Below are 23,514 nucleotides of genomic sequence, written 5' to 3'. Positions count from 1 at the left end.
GATGGGGCTCCTTCAAGGGAACCTTATCCCGTGTTTTCCTCATTGGTAATTGAGTGTAGCAACTCAGTGGATCAGCTTCTTGCCTTACTGAGCAGGCTGGTAATAAATAGCACCGCAGCGCACAGAACAACAGAAGGCCCGGCCGGTGTGTCGTAAAAGGCGGAAAAAGCTAATCCGCCGGTGACAGCGAGCATACCAACTACAATAGCAATACCGGCCATTTGCTCCGGTGTACGGGCAAAACGGCGAGCCGTGGCCGCGGGAATAATCAGTAGAGAGGTGATAATCAGAGCGCCGACAAACTTCATTGCCAAGCCAATTGTCAAGGCTGTGACCAGCATTAACAGTACTCTCAACCGCTGTGTTTTAATGCCATCTACAAAAGCCATTTCTTGGCTGGCTGTCATAGAAAGCAGGGCGTTCCATTGCCAGAACAGCAGTGTGGTGACAATAGCGACACCGATTGCAATCAACCAGATATCTTCATAAGTAACTGATAGTAAGTCACCAAACAGATAAGCCATTAAATCAACCCGCACATTGGACATTAAACTGACAACCACCAAACCTAATGATAATGCGCTGTGAGCCATAATCCCCAATAACGTATCAATGGCCAGTTGCGGACGTTTCTCCAGCCAGACCAGCATGATTGCCAATATTAAAGTGACCGCGATAACCGCGTAAAAAGGGCTGATATTCAGTAATAATCCGAAAGCAACACCTAATAATGACGCATGAGCCAGAGTATCGCCAAAATAAGACATTCTACGCCAGACAACAAATGATCCTAATGGCCCGGCAGCCATCGCCAATAATATGCCGGCTAACCAACCGGGGAGTAATAATTCAATCATCAATGGCATTCCCTGTTATTTTTCAAGATAATTTTCCCTTTCAGATCATGATGGTGATTATGCTGATGCCGATATACTGCCAATTGTTCGGCACCATGATGACCAAACATCGCGATAAATTCAGGGTGAGTTGAAACAACTTCCGGTGTACCAGAACAGCAAATATGTTGATTAAGACATAAAACTTCGTCTGTTTTCGCCATCACCAGATGTAAATCGTGGGAGACCATCAGTACAGCACAATGCAATTCGGTTCTAATTTGATTAATTAAATCATAGAGCGCTAACTGACCATTAACATCAACTCCTTGTGTCGGTTCATCAAGCACCAATAATTGGGGTTGATTTAATAGCGCTCTGGCTAATAAAACCCGTTGGTTTTCTCCGCCGGATAATTTTTGCATCGGTTGCTGCAAGAGGTGAGCCGCGTTAACCCGTTCAAGCGTCGGCAATATATCGGCGGATTTTACACCGGGTTTCAGCATCATAAAGCGTTTGACTGTCAATGGCAGGGTAGGATCAAGATGCAACTTTTGTGGAACATAGCCGATTTTCAGTCCATCGGTATGCTCAATCGTACCGGATGACGGTTCGATAAGCCCCAAAACAATACGGACTAATGTTGACTTACCAGCACCATTGGGACCCAGCAACGTCAGGATATTCCCTTGTTGCAAGCTAAGAGAAATATTGTTTAATACCTGACGGTTGCCGAAGGTAACTGCAACATTTTTTAAAGTGATAAGTGTCGACATGCTAAATATATCTTGCGTGAACATTGAGATGTTATAATATAACAATTATTGTTTCTATTCACGAGATATTTACATTATGTTGCACAAATCATATAAACTGGCGCAGAAATTTTTCTGCAAAGCCGCAATTGCCACTGTTTTTATGTCAGGGACAATACAATCGGCTAATGCTGATGTTGTGACATCAATTCGTCCGTTGGGTTTTATTGCGGCCGCAATAACGGAGGGTGTCACTGATACGCAGGTATTATTGCCTGATGGCGCTTCACCACATGATTATGCATTAAAACCGTCTGATCTTAAGAAGATTAATCAGGCAGATTTATTTGTATGGGTTGGCCCTGATATGGAAATCTTTTTGTCTAAACCGTTAACCAAAGTGCCACAAGATAAGCAGCTGGTATTAGCGCAATTGCCGGCGATTAAATCACTATTGCTAAAGAATGATGAAGATTTACAGGAATCAAATCATCATAACCATGAAGAGGAGCAGGAACATCATTCTCATGGTGAATATAATATGCACATTTGGTTGTCGCCAGAAATAGCGAAACAGGCTGCTCAGGGGATCCATGACCAATTATTAGCGCGTTATCCGCAGAAAAAAGCGGCACTGGACGTAAACCTACGTAAATTCAACGTTCATCTTGCGCAAACTGACAAAAATATTGCTAATATTCTTAAGCTGGCGCGCGGTAAAGGGTATTTTGTTTTTCACGATGCCTATGGCTATTTCGAACAGCATTATGGCTTGACTCCGTTAGGGCATTTTACCATTAACCCTGAAATACAGCCCGGCGCGCAAAAGTTACATCACATACGAACACAGTTGGTTGAGCAAAAAGCAACCTGCATTTTTGCTGAGCCGCAATTCAGGCCGGCCGTTATTAATGCGGTAGCGAAGAATACGGGAGTGCGTATGGGCACTTTAGACCCGTTAGGAGGCCGCATCGTATTGGATAAGGACAGCTATATGAAATTTATAACTCAGTTGTCGGAACAATACGCGAGTTGCCTGAATTAAAGTAATAAGGAATTCGATTAGTGCAGCAGATAGTTAAAACTATCGTTCTGGTGTATAGGGAGTTACCGCGGCCGCATAAGATTATGCTGGGTTCGCTGACTTTGGCGACATTGGTTGTCACGATGTGGCAGCCAATTGCTTATCATCATGAACAGGAAGAAATAAGCACCGGCAGTATTGCTATCAATGCCCCGGCAAATACTGATGAGATTATTGCGGATAGCAGTGAACAATTACCGGATGAGGGCATTCCCGATGAAGAGACGAATTCGGAAACGACGGCTCAAACTGTGCATGAGTATATTGTCTCTGACGGTGATACCCTCAGTAGCATTTTGACGCAATTTGGTATTGATGCTTCCGACGTGGCGTTACTGGCGAGTCAGCACAAAGTGTTAAGGGGGCTGAACATTGGTCAGCCATTATCATGGACGGTAAATGAAGCGGGTGATCTGCAAAGTTTGACCTGGGGTGTTTCCCGTCGTGAAAGCCGTATTTATACCCGTGAAGGCGATGTCTTTAAAGAAACGAAATCATTTCAGAAGGGAGAGTGGAAAAACAGCGCGATTACCGGTGTGGTTGATAGTAACTTTACCAGCAGTGCTTTAAATGCGGGTTTAACCAGCAGTGAAGCGCGTGAAGTCACCAAGGCGCTGCAATGGCAAATTGATTTACGCAAATTACATAAAGGTGATCGCTTTTCTGTATTGCTTTCCCGTGAAATGCTGGATGGTCACAGTGAACAGAGTCAATTACTGGGTGTTCGCCTAAACAGTGGCGGTAAAGATTATTATGCTATCCGTGCGGAAGATGGGCGTTTTTATGATCGTGAAGGTTCCGGTCTTGAGCGCGGCTTTCTACGTTTTCCAACAACCAAACAATTCCGTGTATCTTCTCATTTTAATCCCCGGCGTGTGAACCCGGTAACAGGGCGTGTTGCACCGCACAAAGGGGTGGATTTTGCCATGCCGGTGGGAACCCCGGTTTTGGCGGTAGGGGACGGTGAGGTTATTGTCTCCAAATATAATGGGGCGGCGGGGAATTTTATCGCTGTTCGTCATGGCCGCCAATATACCACCCGTTATATGCACCTGAGAAAACTGTTGGTGAAACCAGGGCAGAAGGTAAAACGTGGTGATCGTATCGCGTTGTCCGGCAGTACCGGTCGTTCTACGGGGCCTCATTTGCACTATGAATTCTGGATCAATCAGCAGGCGGTAAACCCATTAACGGCGAAATTACCGCGTTCTGGTGGTCTGAGTGGTAAAGATCGCACAGAATTCCTGGCAACGGTAAAAGAGGTAACACCTCAACTTTTGCTGGATTAGCTTAATTGAACATTAATGACAGACTTTAAGGTGGATGATTGATATCATCCGCCGTTGTTTTGTCTATGCCAGAAAAAGATGGGTTGATATCCACTGATATAAATCTCTGTACTAAAATGGCAGATCATCGTTTTGTTCTAAAGAGTTAGCTCATGCATAAAGAGACAGATACAGACAGTAAAGTGGGTTATGTGCCGACATTTCATAAATCCTACCTGCATCCTCGCTACTGGGGATTGTGGCTGGGAGTGGGTGTATTGGCTGGGCTGACTTACTTCCCGGTTAAAATGCGTGATCCTTTGTTGGCTAAAATAGGGTGGCTGGCCGGCAGGCTTGCGAAAGGGGCGCGCCGCAGAGCGAGGATCAATCTGTGCTACTGCATGCCGGAACTGACAGAGCAGCAGCGTGAGGCGTTGATTGATGAGATGTTTTCTACTGCGCCTCAACCTTTTGTTATGCTGGCTGAGATTTGTTTACGTGGTACAAAATCAGCGTTAAGCCGGACGCATTGGCATGGTGAAGAGATTACCCGCCAACTGAAAGCGCAGGGGAAAAACATTATTTTCATGGTTCCTCATGGCTGGGCTGTGGATATTCCGGCGATATTATTGACAGCCAATGGACAGAAAGCAGCAGCGATGTTTCATCATCAGAAGAACCCTGTAGCAGATTATCTGTGGAATAAAGTCCGGGGTCGTTTTGGTGGTCGCTTACATTCCCGTGATGCCGGCATTAAACCTTTTATTGCTACAGTTCGCCAGGGTTACTGGGGATATTACCTTCCTGATCAAGATCATGGCGAGGAACACAGTGAATTTGTCGATTTCTTCGCGACTTATAAAGCGACATTACCGGCCATTGGGAGGCTGATGAAGATTTGCCGTGCGGCGATTGTGCCGTTGTTTCCGGTTTATAATTACCGTACTCATCAGCTTGATATTTATATTCGCCCTCCAATGGATGATATTGAAGGCAAAGATGATGTTTTTATTGCTCGCCGGATGAATGAAGAGTTGGAACAATTAGTGCGGCCAAATCCTGAGCAATACACTTGGATCCTTAAATTGCTTAAGACCCGCAAAGAAGGGGATATTGAGCCGTATAATAGGGAAGATCTGTGATTTTAATATATACCCGTTATCTTTCAAGTTGCCTCTTTGTTGGCTGCGCTCGCTCCGGCCACATAGTTATCTATGCTCCCGGGGATGCGTTCACTTGCCGCCGCGTTGCAACTTGAAATTCTCTTTTTGAAGTAAAGGACTCGTCAATATAAATAATCAGAGTCATATGAAATATTTATCAGCCTCATTAATATAGAAATCGTTAATTCAGTTCCTGGGGAATATGAATATCTATCAGAGGGTACATTTGATACGGATAAAAAACAGCATCTTGTCAACAATCTGAGACGGTAAAAATTTTTTTACCGTCGGTTGTGTTGGATAAGCAAAGCGCGCCAGTCTTCCCGATTTAACCTGTCTCCTCCCCGAAAGCCGACGCTAAAATGTAATGAGCTTTTATTCCACTTCAAGAATACGACAAGTGTTGGTACTGCCAATAGTTCCCATCTGGTCGCCTTGAGTCACCAGAACAAGGTCACCGGAAACCAGATAACCTTTGTCTCTCAGGCGGTTAACGGCTTCATTGGCTGCTGTGATGCCGTCAGTATGACTGCTGCAATAAACCGGTGTAACGCCACGGTAAAGGGCTGTTTGGTTCAGGGTTTTCTCATGGCGGGACATAGAGAAAATGGGCAGACCAGAACTGATGCGGGACATGATTCGTGTAGTGCGGCCTGATTCGGTCATTGCGATAATCGCTTTAACACCGTTCAGATGGTTTGCTGCGTACATGGTGGACATGGCAATTGCTTCTTCAGTACTGTCGAAAGTCGTGTCTAGCCGATGTTTGGATACACTGAGCCCTGGCATTTTTTCCGCGCCCAGACAGACCCGCGCCATCGCGGCAACGGTTTCGGCAGGGTATTGGCCCGCTGCGGTTTCAGCGGAGAGCATCACCGCGTCAGTACCGTCAAGAACCGCGTTTGCTACATCCATAACTTCTGCACGGGTAGGCATTGGGTTAGTGATCATGGATTCCATCATCTGTGTCGCGGTAATCACTACACGATTCAGCTGGCGGGCGCGGCGGATCAGTTTTTTCTGCACACCAACCAGTTCCGGATCACCGATTTCTACGCCGAGGTCACCACGGGCAACCATCACAACATCGGAAGCCAGAATGATTTCATCAATGATTTCATCACTGCTAACGGCTTCTGCACGTTCAACTTTCGCTACGATCTGCGTTTCGCAACCGGCATCCCGCGCCAGACGGCGGGCGTAATTGAGATCTTCACCGGTGCGGGGAAAAGAGACAGCCAGATAGTCAACACCGATTCTGGCGGCGGTGATAATGTCTTCTTTATCTTTTTCGGTCAGGGCTTCAGCGGATAAACCGCCGCCCAGTTTGTTGATACCCTTATTATTGGATAGCGGGCCACCCACTGTCACTTCCGTGAAGACTTTCATTCCCTGAACTTCTAATACTTTCAGTTGAACACGGCCATCATCCAGCAGCAGAATATCGCCCGGGACAACATCAGCGGGTAAGCCTTTGTAATCAATACCGACTTTCTCCTTATCGCCTTCGCCTTTGCCAAGGTTGGCATCAAGCAGAAATTTATCTCCGATATTCAGGAAAATTTTGCCCTCTTTAAACGTTGATACGCGGATTTTAGGTCCCTGAAGATCGCCAAGGATAGCGACATGGCACCCCAGGCGGGCGGCGATCTCGCGGACTTTATTGGCACGCTGGATATGATCGTTTGCGGTGCCGTGGGAAAAGTTGAGGCGGACTACGTTTGCACCCGCAGTAATAATCTTTTCAAGGTTATTATCGCGGTCGGTAGCCGGACCAAGTGTAGTAACAATCTTAGTTCTTCTGAGCCGTCTAGACATGCATTACTCCGTTGACCTGTTAGTATGCCCACCGCAAAGTCGCAAGCGACTATCGTAGGGCTTGTTGTGACCTTGTATCAGTTTATACCGATACTTTTCGCTGTAGTGCCTGTGCTGACCGTTGTCTCTGCAGGGGAACTACAGGGGGAACGGTCAGCACAATCACTATGCCCCGGCGAATCAGCTAACCCTTTTATGACGGATATTTATTGTCGCGTTTCTATCCTATCATGATTTGTTCCCGGTTTATCAATAATCTAATGGTTCTGGCGGGTTTTGGTATTGAAAAACGGTAGGCGGTATTTTCAATGGTGAAAGATAAATTCCACTATATGAGCTGTCTCTTAAGTTAGGCTTGTGTTCAAGAGACAGCTATTTACGTGAGGTTTGTCAACGGTCAGGGAGATGCAGGGTCTTTATGCTTTTCGATACCATCCCATCAATTTGATATATGAATTCGTAATTGAAATCGCTGCATTGGCACCTGTGTCTCCCGTATTACCTGAAATTGTATGGTTATGTGATCCTATTGATACCGCATGAGAATGGGCGCCATTAGTGCTGGTGTTGAATTTGTAATTGTCTGAATCTGTAGCTCTTGAGCCCTGATTGTTTCTAGAGTTGTCGTAATGACCAAAATGAACGATAAAGTTGGATAAGCCAGCAGGGCAACGACTTATTTACAAACACGTAATGAACAATAAGCAGCTACTGGCTATGTAATCGAAAACTGAATGCGTTGAGAGTCAGCCCAACAGCTATAGGGCTTTTAGATCGGGGGAAAGTCAATTTTATCAAAACGTGAATTTCGTAGTGCTTCTTTAACTCTTTTCAAGTTATCTCTGAACTTTGCGCCACGGCGCAGGGTAAATCCGGTAGCCAGAACATCTATGATGGTTAATTGAGCAATTCTTGATACCATTGGCATGTAAATATCCGTATCTTCCGGTACATCTAGAAGTATCGCCAGGGTTGCTTCGCGGGCGAGAGGGGAATCATGAGAGGTAATGGCGATGACTGTCGCTTCGTTCTCACGTGCAAGCTGTGCCGCTTCAACCAGGCTTTTGGTTCTGCCGGTATGGGATATCAGCACGACCACGTCACCTTCGGCACTGTTAATACAGCTCATTCTTTGCATCACGATATCGTCAAAATAGATAACCGGAATGTTGAACCGGAAGAATTTATTCATCGCATCATGAGCGACGGCAGCAGAAGCCCCTAAGCCAAAAAATGAAATTTTCCGCGCCTGAGTCAGTAAATCGACAGCCCGGTTAACGGCTGCGATATCCAAATTGTTTTTTACCGTATCCAGCGTCGCCATGACTGATTCAAAGATCTTATTGGTATAGGTACTGACCGTATCGCTCTCTTCAACATTACGGTTTACGTAAGGTGTGCCATTGGCAAGGCTTTGGGCCAGATGGAGTTTGAAATCAGGGAAACCTTTGGTATCCAGACGACGGCAAAAACGGTTTACAGTGGGTTCACTGACTTCTGCCATTTTTGCCAGCGTTGCGATACTGGAATGAATAGCAATTTGTGGTGAAGCCAGGATTATCTGCGCCACTTTTTTTTCTGACTTGCTCAAGTATTCAATACTGTTTTGGACTCGTTCCAGTGTATTCATAAAACGCAGTGACCTGTGGTTTTAGCGATTTCATTCAAAGGAGAAATCTATATAAGTTTTATGAAAATATATTACTAGTAATATATTGAAGCTGGCAGCAGGAAGTTACAATAATCCAATATTTTTCATAAAAGTATGACAAGTGTCTAACTTTCATATTGGTAATTATATTTCATAAAAGTTGGAAAATTACATAAAATTATCACTGTTTTAGCCATGGTGGTACATGTTGCTGACATGAAGGCGAGGGTTATTTGTTATAGCTGTTTACGCGATATAGCCAAAAGGGTACATTATCGGTAAAGGCTGTAACAAAATTACAATATCCCGCAATGAGGAGATACATATGGCGGTTACTTCTACGGCTCAGGCTTGTGATTTAGTTATTTTTGGCGCTAAAGGGGATTTGGCTCGCCGGAAATTATTACCTTCCCTTTATCAGCTTGAAAAAGCGGGTTATATCCACCCAGAAACCCGGATTATCGGTGTTGGCCGGGCGGATTGGGATAAAAAAGCTTATACCCAGGTTGTTGAAGAAGCTCTGAATACATTCTTGCCGGAAAAACTGAATCCAGAATTATGGAACGCATTGAGCGCGCGTCTGAATTTCTGCAATCTGGATGTTAACCAAAAGGAAGATTTCACCAGACTGAAAAAAATTCTTAAGCAAGATAACCGGCCTGCAATCCACTATTTTGCCATGCCGCCGAGTACTTTTGGTTCTGTTTGCCACGGATTGGGGCTGGCGGGGCTGAATAAAGAGCCAAACCGGGTTGTCATGGAAAAGCCTTTAGGTACCGATCTTGAATCATCCAAGGCCATCAATGATGAAGTTGCCAAGTATTTTAATGAATGTCAGGTCTATCGTATTGACCATTATCTGGGTAAAGAAACTGTATTGAATTTGCTGGCGCTGCGTTTTGCTAATTCATTGTTTGTGAATAATTGGGATAACCGGACTATTGATCATGTGCAAATTACGGTAGCGGAAGAAGTTGGTATTGAAGGCCGTTGGGGTTATTTTGATCAAGCCGGGCAGATGCGCGATATGATTCAGAATCACCTGTTGCAAATCCTGACGATGATTGCCATGTCTCCTCCGGCAGATCTGACAACGGACCATATCCGTGATGAAAAAGTGAAAGTATTGCGTTCCTTGCGCCGTATTGATCACACCAACGTGCGGGAGAAAACGGTACGTGGTCAATATACTGCCGGTTTTGTTCAGGGAAATAAGGTGCCGGGTTATCTGGAGGAAGAGGGTGCGAACCAATCCAGCAGGACAGAAACTTTTGTCTCTATCCGGGTCGATATTGATGATTGGCGCTGGGCTGGGGTTCCTTTCTATCTGAGAACCGGTAAACGTTTGCCAACCAAATGTTCTGAAGTGGTGGTTTATTTCAAAAAACCAGCGTTGAACCTGTTCTCTGAATCCTATCAGCAACTGCCGCAGAACAAACTGACGATTCGCCTGCAACCGGATGAAGGTATTGATATTGAAGTGCTGAATAAAGCTCCGGGACTTGAGCATAAACATCGTTTGCAAACAACCAAGCTGGATCTGAGTTTCTCTGAAACGTTCAACCATATTCCGCTGGCGGATGCTTATGAGAGGTTGTTGCTGGAAGCCATGCGCGGTATTCAGGCGCTGTTTGTCCGTCGTGATGAGGTAGAAGAGGCCTGGAAGTGGGTTGATTCGATTATGAATGCATGGGCTGCGGATAATGATGCGCCTAAGCCTTATCAGGCGGGAACATGGGGGCCGGTTGCTTCTGTTGCCATGATCACCCGTGATGGCCGTTCGTGGAATGAGTTTGAATAACGGGTAATGAGCGTGGGATTGTAAGAGTCCTTATATTGAGGCCCAGGCTGTGTTATGAGCGGCTTGGGTTGGTGTCATCAAGATATCGGATATCCCGGTTTTTTTCGCTCATTTGTGTTTTCAGTCAAGAAGAGAATAAAATTGAGCAGTTGCTTTCTATTATTCTATATGATAGAAGTAATAGGCTAACTAACACTATAACTATGAGGATTCTTAGTATATCGCGCGGAATATCAGTGCGATGAAAGAATGAGATATCATGAACAGCGCCAAAAGCGTCCGGTTTCAAAGATCCACCCACATGCTTTTCCTTTCTGCCATTTTATCCAGTGAGCACTACTGGTGCGGTGCATTATAGCGTCTTACTCCTGTTGACCGGTTTTCAACCGGTGTTTCTATTTCGTCAAAACGTTAGGTTATTTATTTCTCATCTCATTTGCTGATGAGTTCAGTGTTTTTGCTGGCTTGCGTCTTGACGTGCGTATTTGCGTGTTCAGGAGAAAGAAAATGATTTACTGGTTATTCCTTGCAATGGCAATCGTCACCGAAGTTATCGGTACTTTGTCGATGAAACACGCCAGCGTTTCAGGTGGGATGGGGGGCATGGCAGTGATGTATGTCATGATCGCTACATCCTATATTTTGCTGGCAATGGCCGTGAAAAAAGTTGCGCTGGGTGTTGCGTATGCGTTGTGGGAAGGGATTGGTATCCTGTTTATTACTGTTTTTAGTGTAATGTGGTTTGATGAATCACTGTCGTTGATGAAAGTGGGCGGTCTGGCTCTGCTGGTGACAGGGATTATGCTGATTAAATCCGGGACTAAAAAAGCGGTAGTCAAAAAATCGACTGAGGCAGTTAAAAAGATGGCAGACAAAGCTGTTGATGTCGCTGTAACTAAAAACAGTAAAATTAAGGAGGCATAACATGCTGCAACAATTTGAATGGTGGCATGCTGCGTTCCTGTTTCTTGCTGTCATGTTGGAAATTTTAGCGAATATTTTATTGAAACTGTCTGATGGTTTTAGACACCGTTGGGTGGGGGTTTTCTCACTGGTTGCTGTTCTTGGGGCATTCAGTGCGCTTGCCCAGGCAGTGGAGGGAATCGAACTTTCCATCGCTTATGCTTTGTGGGGCGCGTTCGGTATTATCGCCACGATTGCTGCCGGCTGGGTTATGTTTAATCAACGTCTGAATTGTAAAGGTTGGGGCGGTATTGTTTTGCTGTTGCTCGGGATGGTGATGATTAAGATGGCGTAGCCGTAAGCGTGGCTCGGATTCTAATTGATTAATTTATAATAATCTGAGCTTTGTTTAAGCGATGTCATTCTTCCTGCTTTTGACTTTTATGCTGGTCTTTAATGACTTTAATGACCATTATGATGGTCATTAAAAGTGCAAGATATGGAAGGAAAATTCAATGGATATTCTCAATCGCTTCTAGGTGATCAACTTATTTCTAGGTGATCAACTTATAAAAGCAGTGATAGAAAATATCCCGGAATGAATGTTAAATGCCTGCGATAATTTTCATCTCGACTTTGTATTTTGGATTCATTAACTTAGCTGCAATTGTGCAGCGTACAGGCGCACTTCCTGCCACAACCCATGCATCCCAGGCGGCGTTCATGCCGGCAAATTCGTCTCCATCAGCCAGAAAAATGGTGGCATCGATAATTTTGCTTTTATCAGAACCGAGGCGTTGTAGCATGATATCAATCGCGGCCAGTGCATCTGCCGTTTGCTCAGTAATATCACCATCCAGATTCTCCGGTATGCTGGTGTAATAAATTGTCTTATTGTAAACCACAGCTTCGGACCAGCGATCCTGTGGATCAATACGCTCAATTGTCATGGATACTCCTTAAGTTAACTGCCATGTGCCTGATTTTGGGTGGTGATCAGAACACAGTATTGGCATAATCTCCATCCATTCTATTGAAAGAGACAGTTTGTGTCAGACGATTTTGCGAAAAACGGTTCCCTTGCCAAAGCAATAAAAGGTTTCAAACCCCGCGATGCTCAAAGAGAAATGGCAACTGCTATTGAATGTGCGATTAAAAACCATCAACAATTGGTTGTAGAAGCAGGCACAGGAACAGGTAAGACATTTGCTTATCTGGCGCCTGCATTGCGTTCTGGGCAAAAAGTGATTATTTCTACAGGTTCTAAGGCATTGCAGGATCAGCTTTATAATCGTGATTTGCCGACTGTCGCTGAAGCAATTAATTTCACCGGTAAACTGGCGCTGTTAAAGGGTCGTTCGAATTATCTTTGTCTGGAACGGCTGGAACAGCAGTCGTTTGGCGGGGGACAGCTGGAAGCAGACATTCTGTCAGATATCGTCCGGTTGAGAAGCTGGTCTTCACAAACTGAAGAGGGTGATATCAGCACCTGTCATCAGATAGCGGAAGACAGCCAGGTTTGGCCTTTGGTCACCAGTACTAACGATAATTGCCTTGGCAGTGATTGTCCGCGTTATCAGGAGTGCTTTGTTTTGAAAGCGCGTCGCCGGGCAATGGATGCGGATGTTATTGTCGTCAACCATCATCTGTTTATGGCGGATATGGTTGTGAAAGAGACCGGATTTGGTGAGTTGATCCCACAAACAGAAGTGAAGATATTTGATGAGGCGCACCAGATTCCCGATATTGCCAGCCAGTATTTTGGTCAGCAGTTAAGTAGCCGCCAACTGTTGGATCTCTCCCGAGACATCATTATGGCGTATCGCACGGAAGTACGGGATCAAGCTCAGTTACAGAAGAGTGCGGATCGTCTGAGTCAAAGCACACAGGATTTCCGGTTGGCATTGGGGGAGAATGGTTATCGGGGGAATTTGCGGGAGCTGTTGCAAAATCCGCAGGTGCAACGGGCGCTGGTATTGCTTGATGACGCACTTGAACTTTGTTATGACGTGATGAAATTGTCGCTGGGGCGTTCAGTTATGCTGGATGCGGCTTTTGAACGGGCGACAATTTATCGTAACCGTCTTAAGCGCCTGAAAGATGTGACTATCCCCGGTTACAGTTATTGGTTTGAAAGTTATGGTCGCCATTTTCTTCTGGCGTTAACACCTCTGTCTGTCTCTGACAAATTCAGTGAAATTATTAATGAGCAATCAGGCTGCTGGGTTTTTACGTCAGCTACATTATCTGTCAACGAACAGCTTTCACACTTCACCGAACGGCTTGGACTAAAAGAAGCGAAAACTTTATTGTTGCCAAGTCCATTTGATTATCAAAGTCAGACGCTGCTTTGTGTTCCTCGTCATCTGCCGTCACCGAATCAGCCTGGTAGTGCAAAATGGCTGGCGAGAATGCTTAAACCGCTGATTGAAACTAATAAGGGTCGCTGTTTCTTTTTATGTACGTCACACCAGATGATGCGCAGTTTGGCAGAAGAGTTCCGGGCCAGCATGACGTTACCGGTTTTGGTTCAGGGTGAAACCAGTAAAGGCCAGTTACTTTCTCAGTTTATTTCTGCTGGGAACGCGCTATTGGTGGCAACCAGCAGTTTTTGGGAAGGTGTGGATGTGCGGGGGGATGCGCTTTCCTGTGTCATTATTGATAAGCTGCCTTTTACAGCGCCGGATGATCCGCTGTTAAAAGCCCGTATTGAAGATTGTCAGCTTAAAGGCGGTGATGCATTTAATGAAGTTCAGTTGCCAGATGCGGTCATTAGCCTGAAACAGGGGGTCGGGCGGCTTATTCGTGATGTCGATGATTATGGTGTGGTTGTGATTTGTGATAACCGTTTGGTGATGCGTCCTTATGGTGAAGTGTTTCTTAACAGTTTGCCGCCTTCACCACGAACCCGTGATTTGACAAAAGCCGTTGCCTTTCTTCAAGCCCGGCAATCTCTGAAGAGTTCCGGTAGGAAAGATTAATTATATCTGCTGATTGAGCGAACAATTATGAAACTATGATCCTAGGGTTATCTGATTGAAAAAGGCCATTCAGAACGGCTGTCCGAGGGAAGCGCTTAAATGGTTGCCCCATGTTTTTTATGCTCTCGACATCATCAAGGTGATCTACACCACCAACGCCATCGAATCGCTGAACAGTGTGTCCGGCATACTATCAAAAAGCACAAAGTGTTCCCGTTACAGACGACTCGGTGAAAAAGGTGGTGTGGTTGGTCATCCAGACGGCATCGCAGAAATGGACGATGCCGCTGAGCTGCTTTATCATCGAGTTCGGTGATCGCCGCCTGACCAACTACCACCAAACCTCTTCGTGTTTACGCACGAATCCTTATTGTCCCCCAATAACGTTGAAGTAACCTTGGAGAATGGCCATTCTAACAAAAACTCCGTTCTCAGCTTGAGAAAAGTAAGCACAATGTACTGAATTATCTAACTCATAAGGAAGCTCATAACCTCGCGGAAGAGGATGCATAATTATGGCGCGGGGATGTAAGTATGAAAGTAGATCAGGAGTAAGCATTAAATTGGAATCGGGTAAATGATCTGCTGTTTCTTTATAACCCGCCATATAAATAACATCCGCATTATACAACCCCTCTTTTATGTTACGGAGATATTCGTAGGTGACGCCAGCTTGACGAAGGTACGTTTCGTCTTCTGGTAAAAGTTTACAATTATCTTCAGTGCAAAGTAATAATTTTATATTGTGAAATATAGCTATACAAAAGAGAAGGGAGCGCGCTGATCGGGAAGAGGGATGACAGCATAATAATAAAGTTAATGGTTTATGAAGAGGGAAAGATTGATGAATGGTAAAAATATCAAGCAAAGCCTGCGTTGGATGCTCTGCATTTAATCCTTCACCATTTCCCGCATTTATAACAGGAAGGCGGCTTTTTATACAATAGTTATACACAGGCTCAACTTTGTCATGGCGCATAATGGCAATATCGGCATATGCATTGATCATTTGTGCCGTATCCGTAAATTTTTCATTCCAGCTTGAACCAGAACGGCTTGACTCGCCATCAGCAAAACCTATAATTTTTGCACCAAGACGGTTGGCTGCGCTTTCAAAGCTGAGGCGAGTTCTTGTACTGGCCTGAAAAAAAAGTGAAGCAACAAGGATATCTTCATTTCTTTTTTTTATTTTTTTATCAGGCTTTGATACTTTAAAATTCTGAGCCAGCTCTATAATATTCATTATAGTGTCTAAATCTAATGATTTAATAGAGAGAAGGTTATCTTTTAGAAAAAAATTTTGCACAGATATCATAACTCACCTCCGGACTTTCATATTAATGATAGATATAAAAAGAACGATAATGAAAAGACCACCAAGCAAAATAGTGTAGGCAGAGTTTTGATAGTCCATAGCTGCACCTATAATAGGAACAGTAATAAAACTACCAATCCTCCAAAATAGACCGACATCCGAATTTTCTGTAAGAAGCATGCTATTGTGAAAGTTACTGCTAATATTACAGTTGAACTGAGGTACATTTTTATCAAAAAAACCAACCTTTTTAAGCTCATTTAGAAGGATAAGAGATAAAAAAGAAAACTCCTTATGCTCAATTAATTTTTTTAGATAATCATTATTATCCCAATAAATAGGAACAATTTCATTAAATGCCTCTCGCGCCAAGTCGGTATAACTTTTTGTTTCTGACATGTTAATTCCTCTTTTTGTTATAAATGATTAAATGATTAAATGATTAAATTATATATATTTAAAGTATTAATAATATTGTTAGCTATTTTCAATAATGTAACTTAAAGTTGCTATTCGTGGTGTCGTCATCAATTTTACATTTGCAAAAATTACGACGTTGACGGTGAGGGCGGGATAAGTTTCCCGGATAATCCGTACTAGGTGGTAATTGATGACTTTGCCTTTGATTCTGGTGATCGTTTACCGATGAATACAACTTCTTTGAAAACTGGCTTCATGATATACGTATCGAAGCCATCCATGAAAACATAAAAAATCAAACTCAACGTCTCCATTTTGCCTGCATGGTCATGGAATGCTAAGTGTGACCCTTTCGGATGAAATTGATAAGACCACGTAGCAGCATGGTGGGGCGCTGTACTGCGGGTTATCAGACATTGCTGGATTTACCGGTGCGACAATATAGTTCAATGCTGGCCTGTATATTTATTAATTTCGCTTTCTAGCGCTTTATTGGCAAAGGAATTTGTTGTCATACCTTTTTCATAGTCCAGCAGGTTAATTAATGAAATCAGTTCAGATCATGCAAGCGTTTTTTGACTCTGAAAAAAACTGATTTTCAATTTTTCCAACTTCCCTATTAACACGCCTCCTTTTGTAACTGATTATAGTCACAAAACCCAGCGAGTCAAATCTTCATATACCTTCGTATTATTGAACTATTATTCAGTCATTTTATATCCTGTGGAGTCTTGGAGGCTGCTTATATTATTGATGCTTTATTACTTAATAAATCCGCCTATCAACGTGATACATTACATGCAGGAGATTCAGGGGCAGAGTGAGCCTGTTTTTGTTCTGGCATATCTGCTCGGAATAAAATTTTTTCCCCGAATGAGAAACTGGAGTGATGTCATGTTTTATTGTCCTTCAAAAGATTATTTTAGTGATTCAGTGAATATGCAGGCCGTAACGTGAGTGAACCCTGAACCTTGTGTTGTACATGTGGCGAGGAGTAATAGCTTTCTTATGGTTGCCAACTGGGTAAAACAGGCTAGGCTATGATAATATAGCGCCTTATTTCGAATCATATTTCTTGCCGAGGTTAAGGCATGTCTACACGAATTCTGGCTATTGATACTGCAACGGAAGCCTGTTCTGTTGCTCTTTGGAATGATGGCGCCGTTCTGGCACAGTTTGAAATTTCTCCACGTGAACACACACAACGTATTTTACCTATGGTTCAGTCTGTTCTGGCTGAATCGGGTATCAGTTTACAGCAACTTGATGCTTTGGCTTTTGGCCGTGGGCCAGGTAGTTTTACCGGTGTACGTATTGGCGTTGGTATTGCTCAGGGTTTGGCTCTGGGAGCTGAACTGCCGGTTATTGGGGTTTCAACGCTTAATACAATGGCTCAAGGTGTTTTTCGTCTGGCTGGGGCAACTCAAGTATTAACGGCTATTGATGCCAGGATGGGCGAAGTTTACTGGGGCCAATATACCCGTGATCAGAAAGGTGAATGGCAAGGGAGTGAAACGGAAGCGGTGCTGAAACCGGAACAGGTTCAGGCGATCATGGCTTCATTAAATGGCAGGTGGGCCATTGCCGGAACCGGTTGGCAGGCTTATCCTCAGTTGATGACCAGTCACTTAATACTGACTGACAGCGATATCACATTACCTCATGCTGAAGATATGTTACCTCTGGCTGTACAGATGTGGCAGAACGGTGAGATGACAGCCGTAGAACATGCTGAACCGATCTATTTGCGTAATGAAGTGACCTGGAAAAAATTACCGGGTCGTTAAGTATCGGTTGATGAAACTTATAGTAAAAGAAAGTATCTAATAGACATCATTATTTTAAACATATGGTTATTTCAAACATCGTTATTAGGCCAATTTTCAGGAGAAGGTAGTTATGTTAAGAGTAATAAACTGCCGGACTGGTTTTAAAGCGGCAATTTTGTTAGGTGCTGTCATGCTTACAGGTTGTGCCACTATTCCTGATTCGGTCAAGGGAACATCACCAACGCCAGTTCAGGATCTGCTTTTTGTTAAGAATACACCTGATCTGTTCATCGGCCAGGAAGGGAGATTTGGTGGTAAGGTGCTTGATGTGGTGAATGAAAATAACCGTACTCGCTTGGAAATATCGTCATTACCCTTAGCATCCGATGCCAGCCCGAGATTGCATGAGCCTTCCGTCGGCCGTATTTATGCTTATGTTAATAATTTCCTTGATCCCAACGACTTTAAAGGAAATTACGTCACTGTCGTTGGCCCGGTTATGGGTGTAGAGAAGGGGAAAATTGGCAAGGCGGATTACGCTTATGTTGTGATTAATGTCACGGGTTATCAGCGTTGGAGGATTGCTCAACGGGTATTGATGCCTTCTGGTCCGGGGCCGTGGAACTATTACGGTTATCCCTATTATTCAGGTTGGGGATGGGATGGATATTATCTTGGCTCGGTGCCTGTTGAGACTATTTTGATTGAGTAAGGTCATTTCAGTACCGAGAGCTGTTATTTTGTTAATGTGTAATTTGTGACATTGTAACTTTATTTCTTGGTCGGAGCCGCCGCTCTTATGTGGCGGTGATCCATGTCACTATTTCTTTGATTTTATCGTGAGTTTCATCGCAATCCTTGTACCTAAACCCGCAGTAACTTCCTCGGCCAGAATTTTCAGTAATTCATCAGGAATATCATCTGATTCCAGTAAGACAAAACCAAATTTGTCATATAATTTGCGGCTTGGTATAAGATCAGGGCAAATCCAACCTGTTTTTGATCAATTTCAGCGATCCAAAGCTGCTGTTCCTGGATGGCTGATTTAATTTCATACAGAGGCAGGGTTTTATCACAGAGTGCTTTCGGCAGTAATTCGTCTGGAAAAAGACAAGCCGCTTGTAGCTCTATATTGTTAATAACAGCACTATCTTCATGGTTTCCCATTCTGACCGTCATGTTGTTTATAGTCATATTTTATTATCCCTAGTTTTTTAATAATGTATTGGAATAGATGAAAGTAATAAATGCTGTTCCAAAAATGCTATCTTAAACGAAAATAGATAGGTCAATGTATAATCAATAGCAACTAAGTTAAATGTTAATTATGGCAATAATATACTGATTATAAAAAATAATTTACAGACGACACAGTTCTCTTTGTTTTTTGTATGTAAGGATTAACATGAAATTAGTGATGTGTATCTCAACCTGAACAATGTTTCTTTTTTTACACTGGTACGCTGAGTTAATAATTTGTTAAAACAAAGCGTGCGTTATTTATTAGGCGAGTGATAACATAGCAATTGAAATTTCAGGAGTACTACCTTGGAGAAAGTCTGGCTAAAACATTATCCGGCGGATGTTCCTGCGGAAATTGACCCGGATCGTTATGCATCATTGGTTGAGATGTTTGAAAATGCTGTAGCGCACTATGCAGATCAACCTGCGTACATCAATATGGGTGAGATTATGACCTTCCGTAAGCTGGAAGAGCGTAGTCGAGCATTTGCTGCTTATTTGCAAAATGGTTTGGGATTAAACAAAGGGGATCGTGTTGCACTGATGATGCCGAACTTGTTGCAATATCCTGTTGCACTGTTTGGTGTTTTGCGTGCAGGTATGGTTGTAGTAAATGTAAACCCGATGTATACGCCACGCGAACTTGAACATCAGCTTAATGACAGCGGCACTTCAGCTATTGTGATTGTGTCCAACTTTGCTCATACACTAGAAAAGATCGTTTTTAATACCGAAGTTAAGCATGTTATTTTGACGCGTGTGGGCGATCAGCTATCCCGTCCTAAAGGTACGTTGGTTGATTTTGCTGTGAAATATATCAAACGACTGGTACCGAAGTATAACCTGCCTGATGCCATCTCATTCCGTAGTGCGATACACAAAGGCTATCGCATGCAATATGTAAAACCGGATATTAACGGCGCTGATTTGGCTTTTCTGCAATATACTGGCGGCACTACCGGCGTAGCTAAGGGTGCTATGTTGACGCACCGTAATATTCTGGCAAATCTTGAACAGTCAAAAGCGGTTTATTCACCGTTACTGCATTCTGGTCAGGAACTGATAGTCACTGCGTTGCCTCTCTATCACATATTTGCATTATTGGTAAACTGTTTGCTGCTTATTTACCTGGGGGGATGCAATCTTCTGATCACTAACCCGCGTGATATTGCCGGTACAGCCAAAGAGTTGAGCCGCTACCCGTTCACTTCTGTAACTGGGGTGAATACGTTGTTTAACGCTTGGTTGAATAATGAAGAATTTAGGAAGCTTGATTTTTCCTCGTTACGTCTCGTTGTTGGTGGTGGTATGCCAGTACAGAAGGCGGTTGCTGAGAGATGGGCGGAAGTAACAGGAAGGCCTCTGCTTGAAGGCTATGGCCTGACAGAATGTTCACCATTAGTGTCCTGTAATCCTTATAACGTGAACCATTATACTGGCAGTATTGGTTTTCCAGTATCTTCAACTGAAATTAAACTCGTAGATGATGACGGTGATGAAGTGCCGATAGGTCAGCAAGGGGAATTGTGGGTCCGTGGCCCACAGGTTATGGTTGGTTACTGGAATCGCCATGATGCGACAGAGGAAGTTTTGAAAGATGGTTGGGTAGCGACAGGTGATATTGCTAATGTTAATGAACAAGGTTTTATTCATATCGTAGACCGCAAAAAAGATATGATTTTGGTTTCTGGTTTTAATGTGTATCCTAATGAAGTTGAAGATGTTGTATCAGCTCACCCGAAAGTGCTAGAGTCAGCAGCAATTGGCGTATCAAGTGAAAGTTCCGGTGAAACTGTCAAAGTGTTTGTGGTTCGAAGAGATCCTAGTTTGACCAAGGATGAACTTAAAACGCATTGCCGGCGTTATCTGACAGGGTATAAAGTACCTAAGATCATTGAGTTCCGGGATGAATTACCTAAATCTAATGTAGGTAAAATTCTTCGCAGAGAACTGCGTGATGAAGAAGAAAAGGTTAGGAATGCAGCTATAGCCTGATCCTTTTCATAATAATTATAAGCACGACAACGCCGGTTTCAGCCGGCGTTGTCGTGCTTATTCCATGAAATGGCTAAGAGAACTATGTTTTGAATTATCAGTTGATCACCACAGATGCTCAGTTGCAACAAGTCTGCGAAAGAGCAAAAGAATACTCAAAAGTAGCATTAGATACTGAATTTGTACGCACGCGGACGTATTACCCACAATTAGGTTTGATACAACTGTATGATGGCGAACAGCTTTCTCTGATAGATCCACTTAATATCACTAACTGGCAACCTTTTCGTGAATTAATTACCCATCCTCAGATATTGAAGCTGTTACATGCTGGCAGTGAGGATTTGGAAGTTTTTTTGAATGCTTTTCAATGCTTGCCGGAACCCATGATTGATACTCAGGTTTTGGCTGCGTTTATCGGACACCCTCTGTCATGTGGTTTTGCCGCGCTGGTGGCTGAATATCTCCAGGTCGAGTTGGATAAAAGCGAATCTCGCACCGACTGGCTTGCTCGTCCGTTAAGTGAAAAGCAGTGTGAATATGCAGCGGCGGATGTTTATTATCTGCTGCCTTTGGCTGATATTCTGATGACTGCGACGGAGCAGGCTGGGTATATGAAAGCTGCAATGGGTGAGTGTGAGCTTATTAGCCGACGTCGCAAAGAGATATTGACACCGGAATGCGCTTATAAACAGATAGGCAATATCTGTCAATTACGCCCTCAACAGCTTGCGTGTTTAAAAAAAATGGCTGCATGGCGTTTGAATCAGGCCAGAGAGCGTGATTTAGCTGTGAACTTTGTTATTCGTGAAGAAAACTTATGGCAGGTGGCGCGTTATATGCCAACCTCTTTGGCAGAATTGGATGCGCTGGGGTTAAGTGGGCAGGAGATTCGCTGTCATGGACGCCGTCTGTTGGCAATGGTTGCCGAAAGCGGAAATATCCCAGAAAGTGAATGCCCTCCGCTGGTGACAAATCTGATTGATCAACCTGGTTATCGTAAAGCGTTTAAGGATATTAAGGCGCTGATTAATCAGGTAAGTGAACAGCATCGGTTTAATTCTGAATTACTGGCATCTCGTCGTCAGATTAATCAGTTACTCAGTGTTCACTGGAAATTGAAGCAATTAAATGGCAAACCTGAACTGCTTAGTGGATGGCGGGGAGAATTGCTGGCAGGGCCAGTCGTAGAGATTCTGGCGAACTATCCTGATTAACTAAAATTAGATGAGAGCGCTGCTTTAGCAAAAACCACTGTAAACTCTTGACAGGGCGCAGAACAGTCATTCTGATGTCAGACTAAAGCATGAAAGAGCGGGGGCCCCGTTTAGGGTTACCCCATCTCAGACAGTCACATAATGAGTTTGATCACTTTGATGGTGATTAATGATAAAACAGCTCGGTTTACCCACGTTACTTCTGAGCTTCTTCTGTCTCAGGTAGCGTTATATTAAGCTCCAGCACAGAAATATCATCACCTTTCTGCTCAAATTGTACCGAGAGCATCTCAGGATCTACTTGTATATACTTACAGATTACCGCCAAGATATCCCGTTTCATGTCAGGCAGGTAAGCCGGTTCAGAATCACCACGGCGACGCTCTGCCACGATGATTTGCAGGCGTTCTTTAGCGATATTTGCTGTCGTTTTTTTTCTCGACAGGAAGAAATCTAGCAAGGCCATGTTTTATCCCCCAAATAGGCGTTTTAAGAAGCCCTTCTTCTCTTCTTCAATAAAACGGAAAGGACGTTCTTCCCCCAATAAACGCTCAACAGTATCTGTATACGCTTTTCCTGCATCGGATTCCGTATCCAGAATGACGGGTTCCCCTTGGTTGGATGAACGCAGTACAGATTGATCTTCAGGAATAACACCAAGTAAAGGAATGCATAATATCTCCAGAACATCTTCCATACTGAGCATATCACCACGGCTTACCCGGCCTGGGTTATAGCGAGTTAGTAGCAAATGCTCTTTAATGGGATCTTCACCGCGTTCAGCACGTCGCGATTTAGAAGCCAGAATACCCAGAATACGATCTGAATCACGTACAGAAGAGACTTCAGGGTTCGTTGTGATAATCGCTTCATCAGCAAAGTAGAGTGCTATCAACGCACCACTTTCAATCCCTGCCGGGGAATCACAGATAATAAAATCAAAACCTTGTTTATCCAGATCGACCAAAACTTTCTCAACACCTTCAGAAGTGAGCGCGTCTTTATCGCGGGTTTGCGATGCCGGCAAGATGTAAAGATTCTCGGTTCTTTTATCTTTGATTAATGCCTGATTAAGCGAGACGTCACCTTGGATAACGTTCACGAAGTCATAAACTACGCGGCGTTCACATCCCATAATCAGATCGAGGTTACGCAAACCGATATCAAAATCGATAACAACGGTTTTTTTACCTCTTTGGGCAAGGCCGGTAGCAATGGCCGCGCTTGAAGTGGTTTTGCCAACGCCACCTTTACCTGATGTAACAACAATAATGCGTGCCATGAAGCGATTCCTTA

At 43.8% G+C, this 23,514-nt stretch carries 23 protein-coding genes and 1 pseudogene; 14 read left to right on the top strand and 10 right to left on the bottom strand.

Annotated features, from left to right (window positions below; translation table 11 throughout):
* Nucleotides 1-71: 71 nt before the first annotated feature.
* Complete coding sequence (gene znuB, locus ABR397_RS00815) at nt 72-857, bottom strand: zinc ABC transporter permease subunit ZnuB (protein ID WP_350304046.1); 786 nt, start codon at nt 855-857, stop codon at nt 72-74.
* Nucleotides 857-1,612 (bottom strand): zinc ABC transporter ATP-binding protein ZnuC, encoded by a 756-nt coding sequence (znuC, locus tag ABR397_RS00810; protein ID WP_350304045.1) that lies wholly within the window; start codon nt 1,610-1,612, stop codon nt 857-859. The genes znuB and znuC overlap by 1 nt, the downstream gene beginning before the upstream one ends.
* 76 nt (nt 1,613-1,688) lie before the next feature.
* Between znuC and znuA the strand changes: the two genes are divergently transcribed.
* The 3 genes from znuA (at nt 1,689) to lpxM (ending at nt 5,085) form a co-directional block, all read left to right on the top strand.
* A complete protein-coding gene (znuA, locus tag ABR397_RS00805; protein ID WP_350304044.1) occupies nt 1,689-2,636 on the top strand; it encodes a zinc ABC transporter substrate-binding protein ZnuA in 948 nt (315 codons plus the stop codon).
* 20 nt (nt 2,637-2,656) lie between these two features.
* Entirely contained in the window at nt 2,657-3,964 is a 1,308-nt protein-coding gene (gene mepM, locus ABR397_RS00800) for a murein DD-endopeptidase MepM (protein WP_350304043.1), read from the top strand.
* A 152-nt stretch (nt 3,965-4,116) separates the two neighbouring features.
* Nucleotides 4,117-5,085 carry a lauroyl-Kdo(2)-lipid IV(A) myristoyltransferase gene (gene lpxM / locus ABR397_RS00795; protein ID WP_350304042.1) on the top strand — a complete coding sequence of 323 codons (969 nt, stop codon included), beginning with the start codon at nt 4,117-4,119 and terminating at the stop codon, nt 5,083-5,085.
* Between the two features lie 396 nt (nt 5,086-5,481).
* Here the strand turns inward: lpxM and pyk are convergent, their stop codons facing one another.
* On the bottom strand, nt 5,482-6,924 hold the full coding sequence (pyk, locus tag ABR397_RS00790) for a pyruvate kinase (protein ID WP_350304041.1): 1,443 nt from the start codon (nt 6,922-6,924) through the stop codon (nt 5,482-5,484).
* Nucleotides 6,925-7,693: 769 nt separating this feature from the next.
* A complete protein-coding gene (locus ABR397_RS00785; protein WP_350304040.1) occupies nt 7,694-8,554 on the bottom strand; it encodes a MurR/RpiR family transcriptional regulator in 861 nt (286 codons plus the stop codon).
* Between the two features lie 346 nt (nt 8,555-8,900).
* Between ABR397_RS00785 and zwf the strand changes: the two genes are divergently transcribed.
* The 3 genes from zwf (at nt 8,901) to mdtI (ending at nt 11,634) form a co-directional block, all read left to right on the top strand.
* The gene (gene zwf / locus ABR397_RS00780) at nt 8,901-10,376 is read left to right on the top strand and encodes a glucose-6-phosphate dehydrogenase (RefSeq protein ID WP_350304039.1); all 1,476 of its coding nucleotides are present in this window, start codon (nt 8,901-8,903) and stop codon (nt 10,374-10,376) included.
* 507 nt (nt 10,377-10,883) lie between these two features.
* Nucleotides 10,884-11,300, top strand: coding sequence for a multidrug/spermidine efflux SMR transporter subunit MdtJ (gene mdtJ / locus ABR397_RS00775; protein ID WP_350304038.1), 417 nt, complete (start codon nt 10,884-10,886; stop codon nt 11,298-11,300).
* Nucleotide 11,301: 1 nt separating this feature from the next.
* Entirely contained in the window at nt 11,302-11,634 is a 333-nt protein-coding gene (gene mdtI, locus ABR397_RS00770) for a multidrug/spermidine efflux SMR transporter subunit MdtI (protein WP_350304037.1), read from the top strand.
* Between the two features lie 250 nt (nt 11,635-11,884).
* On the opposite strand, the gene ABR397_RS00765 is transcribed toward mdtI, so the two are convergent.
* A complete protein-coding gene (locus tag ABR397_RS00765; protein ID WP_350304036.1) occupies nt 11,885-12,229 on the bottom strand; it encodes a RidA family protein in 345 nt (114 codons plus the stop codon).
* Nucleotides 12,230-12,328: 99 nt separating this feature from the next.
* Between ABR397_RS00765 and ABR397_RS00760 the strand changes: the two genes are divergently transcribed.
* Nucleotides 12,329-14,260, top strand: a complete 1,932-nt coding sequence (locus tag ABR397_RS00760) for an ATP-dependent DNA helicase (protein WP_350304035.1) — start codon at nt 12,329-12,331, stop codon at nt 14,258-14,260.
* Nucleotides 14,261-14,378: 118 nt separating this feature from the next.
* A pseudogene (locus ABR397_RS00755) lies at nt 14,379-14,655 on the top strand (transposase); the annotation flags it as partial.
* Here ABR397_RS00755 and ABR397_RS00750 read toward each other — a convergent pair.
* Both ABR397_RS00750 and ABR397_RS00745 read right to left on the bottom strand, forming a co-directional pair.
* Nucleotides 14,628-15,575 (bottom strand): aspartate/ornithine carbamoyltransferase family protein, encoded by a 948-nt coding sequence (locus ABR397_RS00750; protein WP_350304034.1) that lies wholly within the window; start codon nt 15,573-15,575, stop codon nt 14,628-14,630. The pseudogene ABR397_RS00755 and the gene ABR397_RS00750 overlap by 28 nt on opposite strands.
* A 3-nt stretch (nt 15,576-15,578) precedes the next feature.
* The gene (locus ABR397_RS00745; RefSeq protein WP_350304033.1) at nt 15,579-15,974 is read right to left on the bottom strand and encodes a hypothetical protein; all 396 of its coding nucleotides are present in this window, start codon (nt 15,972-15,974) and stop codon (nt 15,579-15,581) included.
* 377 nt (nt 15,975-16,351) lie between these two features.
* Here ABR397_RS00745 and ABR397_RS00740 point away from each other — a divergent pair, with 377 nt between their 5' ends.
* The 4 genes from ABR397_RS00740 (at nt 16,352) to ABR397_RS00725 (ending at nt 18,476) form a co-directional block, all read left to right on the top strand.
* Nucleotides 16,352-16,480, top strand: coding sequence for a hypothetical protein (locus ABR397_RS00740; RefSeq protein WP_350304032.1), 129 nt, complete (start codon nt 16,352-16,354; stop codon nt 16,478-16,480).
* 268 nt (nt 16,481-16,748) lie between these two features.
* Nucleotides 16,749-16,952: a Tn3 family transposase gene (locus ABR397_RS00735; protein WP_407072845.1), complete on the top strand. Its 204-nt coding sequence runs from the start codon at nt 16,749-16,751 to the stop codon at nt 16,950-16,952.
* A gap of 134 nt (nt 16,953-17,086) precedes the next feature.
* Nucleotides 17,087-17,782 (top strand): tRNA (adenosine(37)-N6)-threonylcarbamoyltransferase complex dimerization subunit type 1 TsaB, encoded by a 696-nt coding sequence (tsaB, locus tag ABR397_RS00730; protein ID WP_350304031.1) that lies wholly within the window; start codon nt 17,087-17,089, stop codon nt 17,780-17,782.
* Between the two features lie 112 nt (nt 17,783-17,894).
* A complete protein-coding gene (locus tag ABR397_RS00725) occupies nt 17,895-18,476 on the top strand; it encodes a Slp family lipoprotein (RefSeq protein WP_350304030.1) in 582 nt (193 codons plus the stop codon).
* 185 nt (nt 18,477-18,661) lie between these two features.
* On the opposite strand, the gene ABR397_RS00720 is transcribed toward ABR397_RS00725, so the two are convergent.
* Nucleotides 18,662-18,958 (bottom strand): hypothetical protein, encoded by a 297-nt coding sequence (locus tag ABR397_RS00720; RefSeq protein ID WP_350304029.1) that lies wholly within the window; start codon nt 18,956-18,958, stop codon nt 18,662-18,664.
* Nucleotides 18,959-19,312: 354 nt separating this feature from the next.
* On the opposite strand from ABR397_RS00720, the gene fadD reads away from it, so the two are divergent.
* Both fadD and rnd read left to right on the top strand, forming a co-directional pair.
* A complete protein-coding gene (gene fadD / locus ABR397_RS00715) occupies nt 19,313-21,001 on the top strand; it encodes a long-chain-fatty-acid--CoA ligase FadD (RefSeq protein ID WP_350304028.1) in 1,689 nt (562 codons plus the stop codon).
* 89 nt (nt 21,002-21,090) lie between these two features.
* A complete protein-coding gene (rnd, locus tag ABR397_RS00710) occupies nt 21,091-22,218 on the top strand; it encodes a ribonuclease D (protein WP_350304027.1) in 1,128 nt (375 codons plus the stop codon).
* A 196-nt stretch (nt 22,219-22,414) separates the two neighbouring features.
* On the opposite strand, the gene minE is transcribed toward rnd, so the two are convergent.
* The gene (gene minE / locus ABR397_RS00705) at nt 22,415-22,684 is read right to left on the bottom strand and encodes a cell division topological specificity factor MinE (RefSeq protein ID WP_023045613.1); all 270 of its coding nucleotides are present in this window, start codon (nt 22,682-22,684) and stop codon (nt 22,415-22,417) included.
* 3 nt (nt 22,685-22,687) lie between these two features.
* Nucleotides 22,688-23,500 carry a septum site-determining protein MinD gene (gene minD, locus ABR397_RS00700; RefSeq protein WP_350304026.1) on the bottom strand — a complete coding sequence of 271 codons (813 nt, stop codon included), beginning with the start codon at nt 23,498-23,500 and terminating at the stop codon, nt 22,688-22,690.
* Nucleotides 23,501-23,514 lie beyond the last annotated feature (14 nt).

Source organism: Photorhabdus viridis, assembly GCF_040256935.1.
Lineage (GTDB): Bacteria > Pseudomonadota > Gammaproteobacteria > Enterobacterales > Enterobacteriaceae > Photorhabdus > Photorhabdus viridis.
This window is presented reverse-complemented; position numbering and strand designations above follow the sequence as displayed.

Excerpts from the sequence above, each read along its gene's own strand:
- minD (WP_350304026.1), bottom strand. The coding sequence starts at position 23,500 with ATGGCACGCATTATTGTTGTTACATCAGGTAAAGGTGGCGTTGGCAAA.
- ABR397_RS00720 (WP_350304029.1), bottom strand. The coding sequence starts at position 18,958 with ATGACTATAAACAACATGACGGTCAGAATGGGAAACCATGAAGATAGT.
- ABR397_RS00785 (WP_350304040.1), bottom strand. The coding sequence starts at position 8,554 with ATGAATACACTGGAACGAGTCCAAAACAGTATTGAATACTTGAGCAAG.
- ABR397_RS00765 (WP_350304036.1), bottom strand. The coding sequence starts at position 12,229 with ATGACAATTGAGCGTATTGATCCACAGGATCGCTGGTCCGAAGCTGTG.
- zwf (WP_350304039.1), top strand. The coding sequence starts at position 8,901 with ATGGCGGTTACTTCTACGGCTCAGGCTTGTGATTTAGTTATTTTTGGC.
- ABR397_RS00750 (WP_350304034.1), bottom strand. The coding sequence starts at position 15,575 with ATGATATCTGTGCAAAATTTTTTTCTAAAAGATAACCTTCTCTCTATT.
- ABR397_RS00725 (WP_350304030.1), top strand. The coding sequence starts at position 17,895 with ATGTTAAGAGTAATAAACTGCCGGACTGGTTTTAAAGCGGCAATTTTG.
- mdtJ (WP_350304038.1), top strand. The coding sequence starts at position 10,884 with ATGATTTACTGGTTATTCCTTGCAATGGCAATCGTCACCGAAGTTATC.
- ABR397_RS00735 (WP_407072845.1), top strand. The coding sequence starts at position 16,749 with ATGCTTTATTACTTAATAAATCCGCCTATCAACGTGATACATTACATG.
- tsaB (WP_350304031.1), top strand. The coding sequence starts at position 17,087 with ATGTCTACACGAATTCTGGCTATTGATACTGCAACGGAAGCCTGTTCT.
- znuB (WP_350304046.1), bottom strand. The coding sequence starts at position 857 with ATGATTGAATTATTACTCCCCGGTTGGTTAGCCGGCATATTATTGGCG.
- pyk (WP_350304041.1), bottom strand. The coding sequence starts at position 6,924 with ATGTCTAGACGGCTCAGAAGAACTAAGATTGTTACTACACTTGGTCCG.
- lpxM (WP_350304042.1), top strand. The coding sequence starts at position 4,117 with ATGCATAAAGAGACAGATACAGACAGTAAAGTGGGTTATGTGCCGACA.
- mdtI (WP_350304037.1), top strand. The coding sequence starts at position 11,302 with ATGCTGCAACAATTTGAATGGTGGCATGCTGCGTTCCTGTTTCTTGCT.
- ABR397_RS00745 (WP_350304033.1), bottom strand. The coding sequence starts at position 15,974 with ATGTCAGAAACAAAAAGTTATACCGACTTGGCGCGAGAGGCATTTAAT.
- znuA (WP_350304044.1), top strand. The coding sequence starts at position 1,689 with ATGTTGCACAAATCATATAAACTGGCGCAGAAATTTTTCTGCAAAGCC.
- ABR397_RS00740 (WP_350304032.1), top strand. The coding sequence starts at position 16,352 with ATGAAATTGATAAGACCACGTAGCAGCATGGTGGGGCGCTGTACTGCG.
- znuC (WP_350304045.1), bottom strand. The coding sequence starts at position 1,612 with ATGTCGACACTTATCACTTTAAAAAATGTTGCAGTTACCTTCGGCAAC.
- minE (WP_023045613.1), bottom strand. The coding sequence starts at position 22,684 with ATGGCCTTGCTAGATTTCTTCCTGTCGAGAAAAAAAACGACAGCAAAT.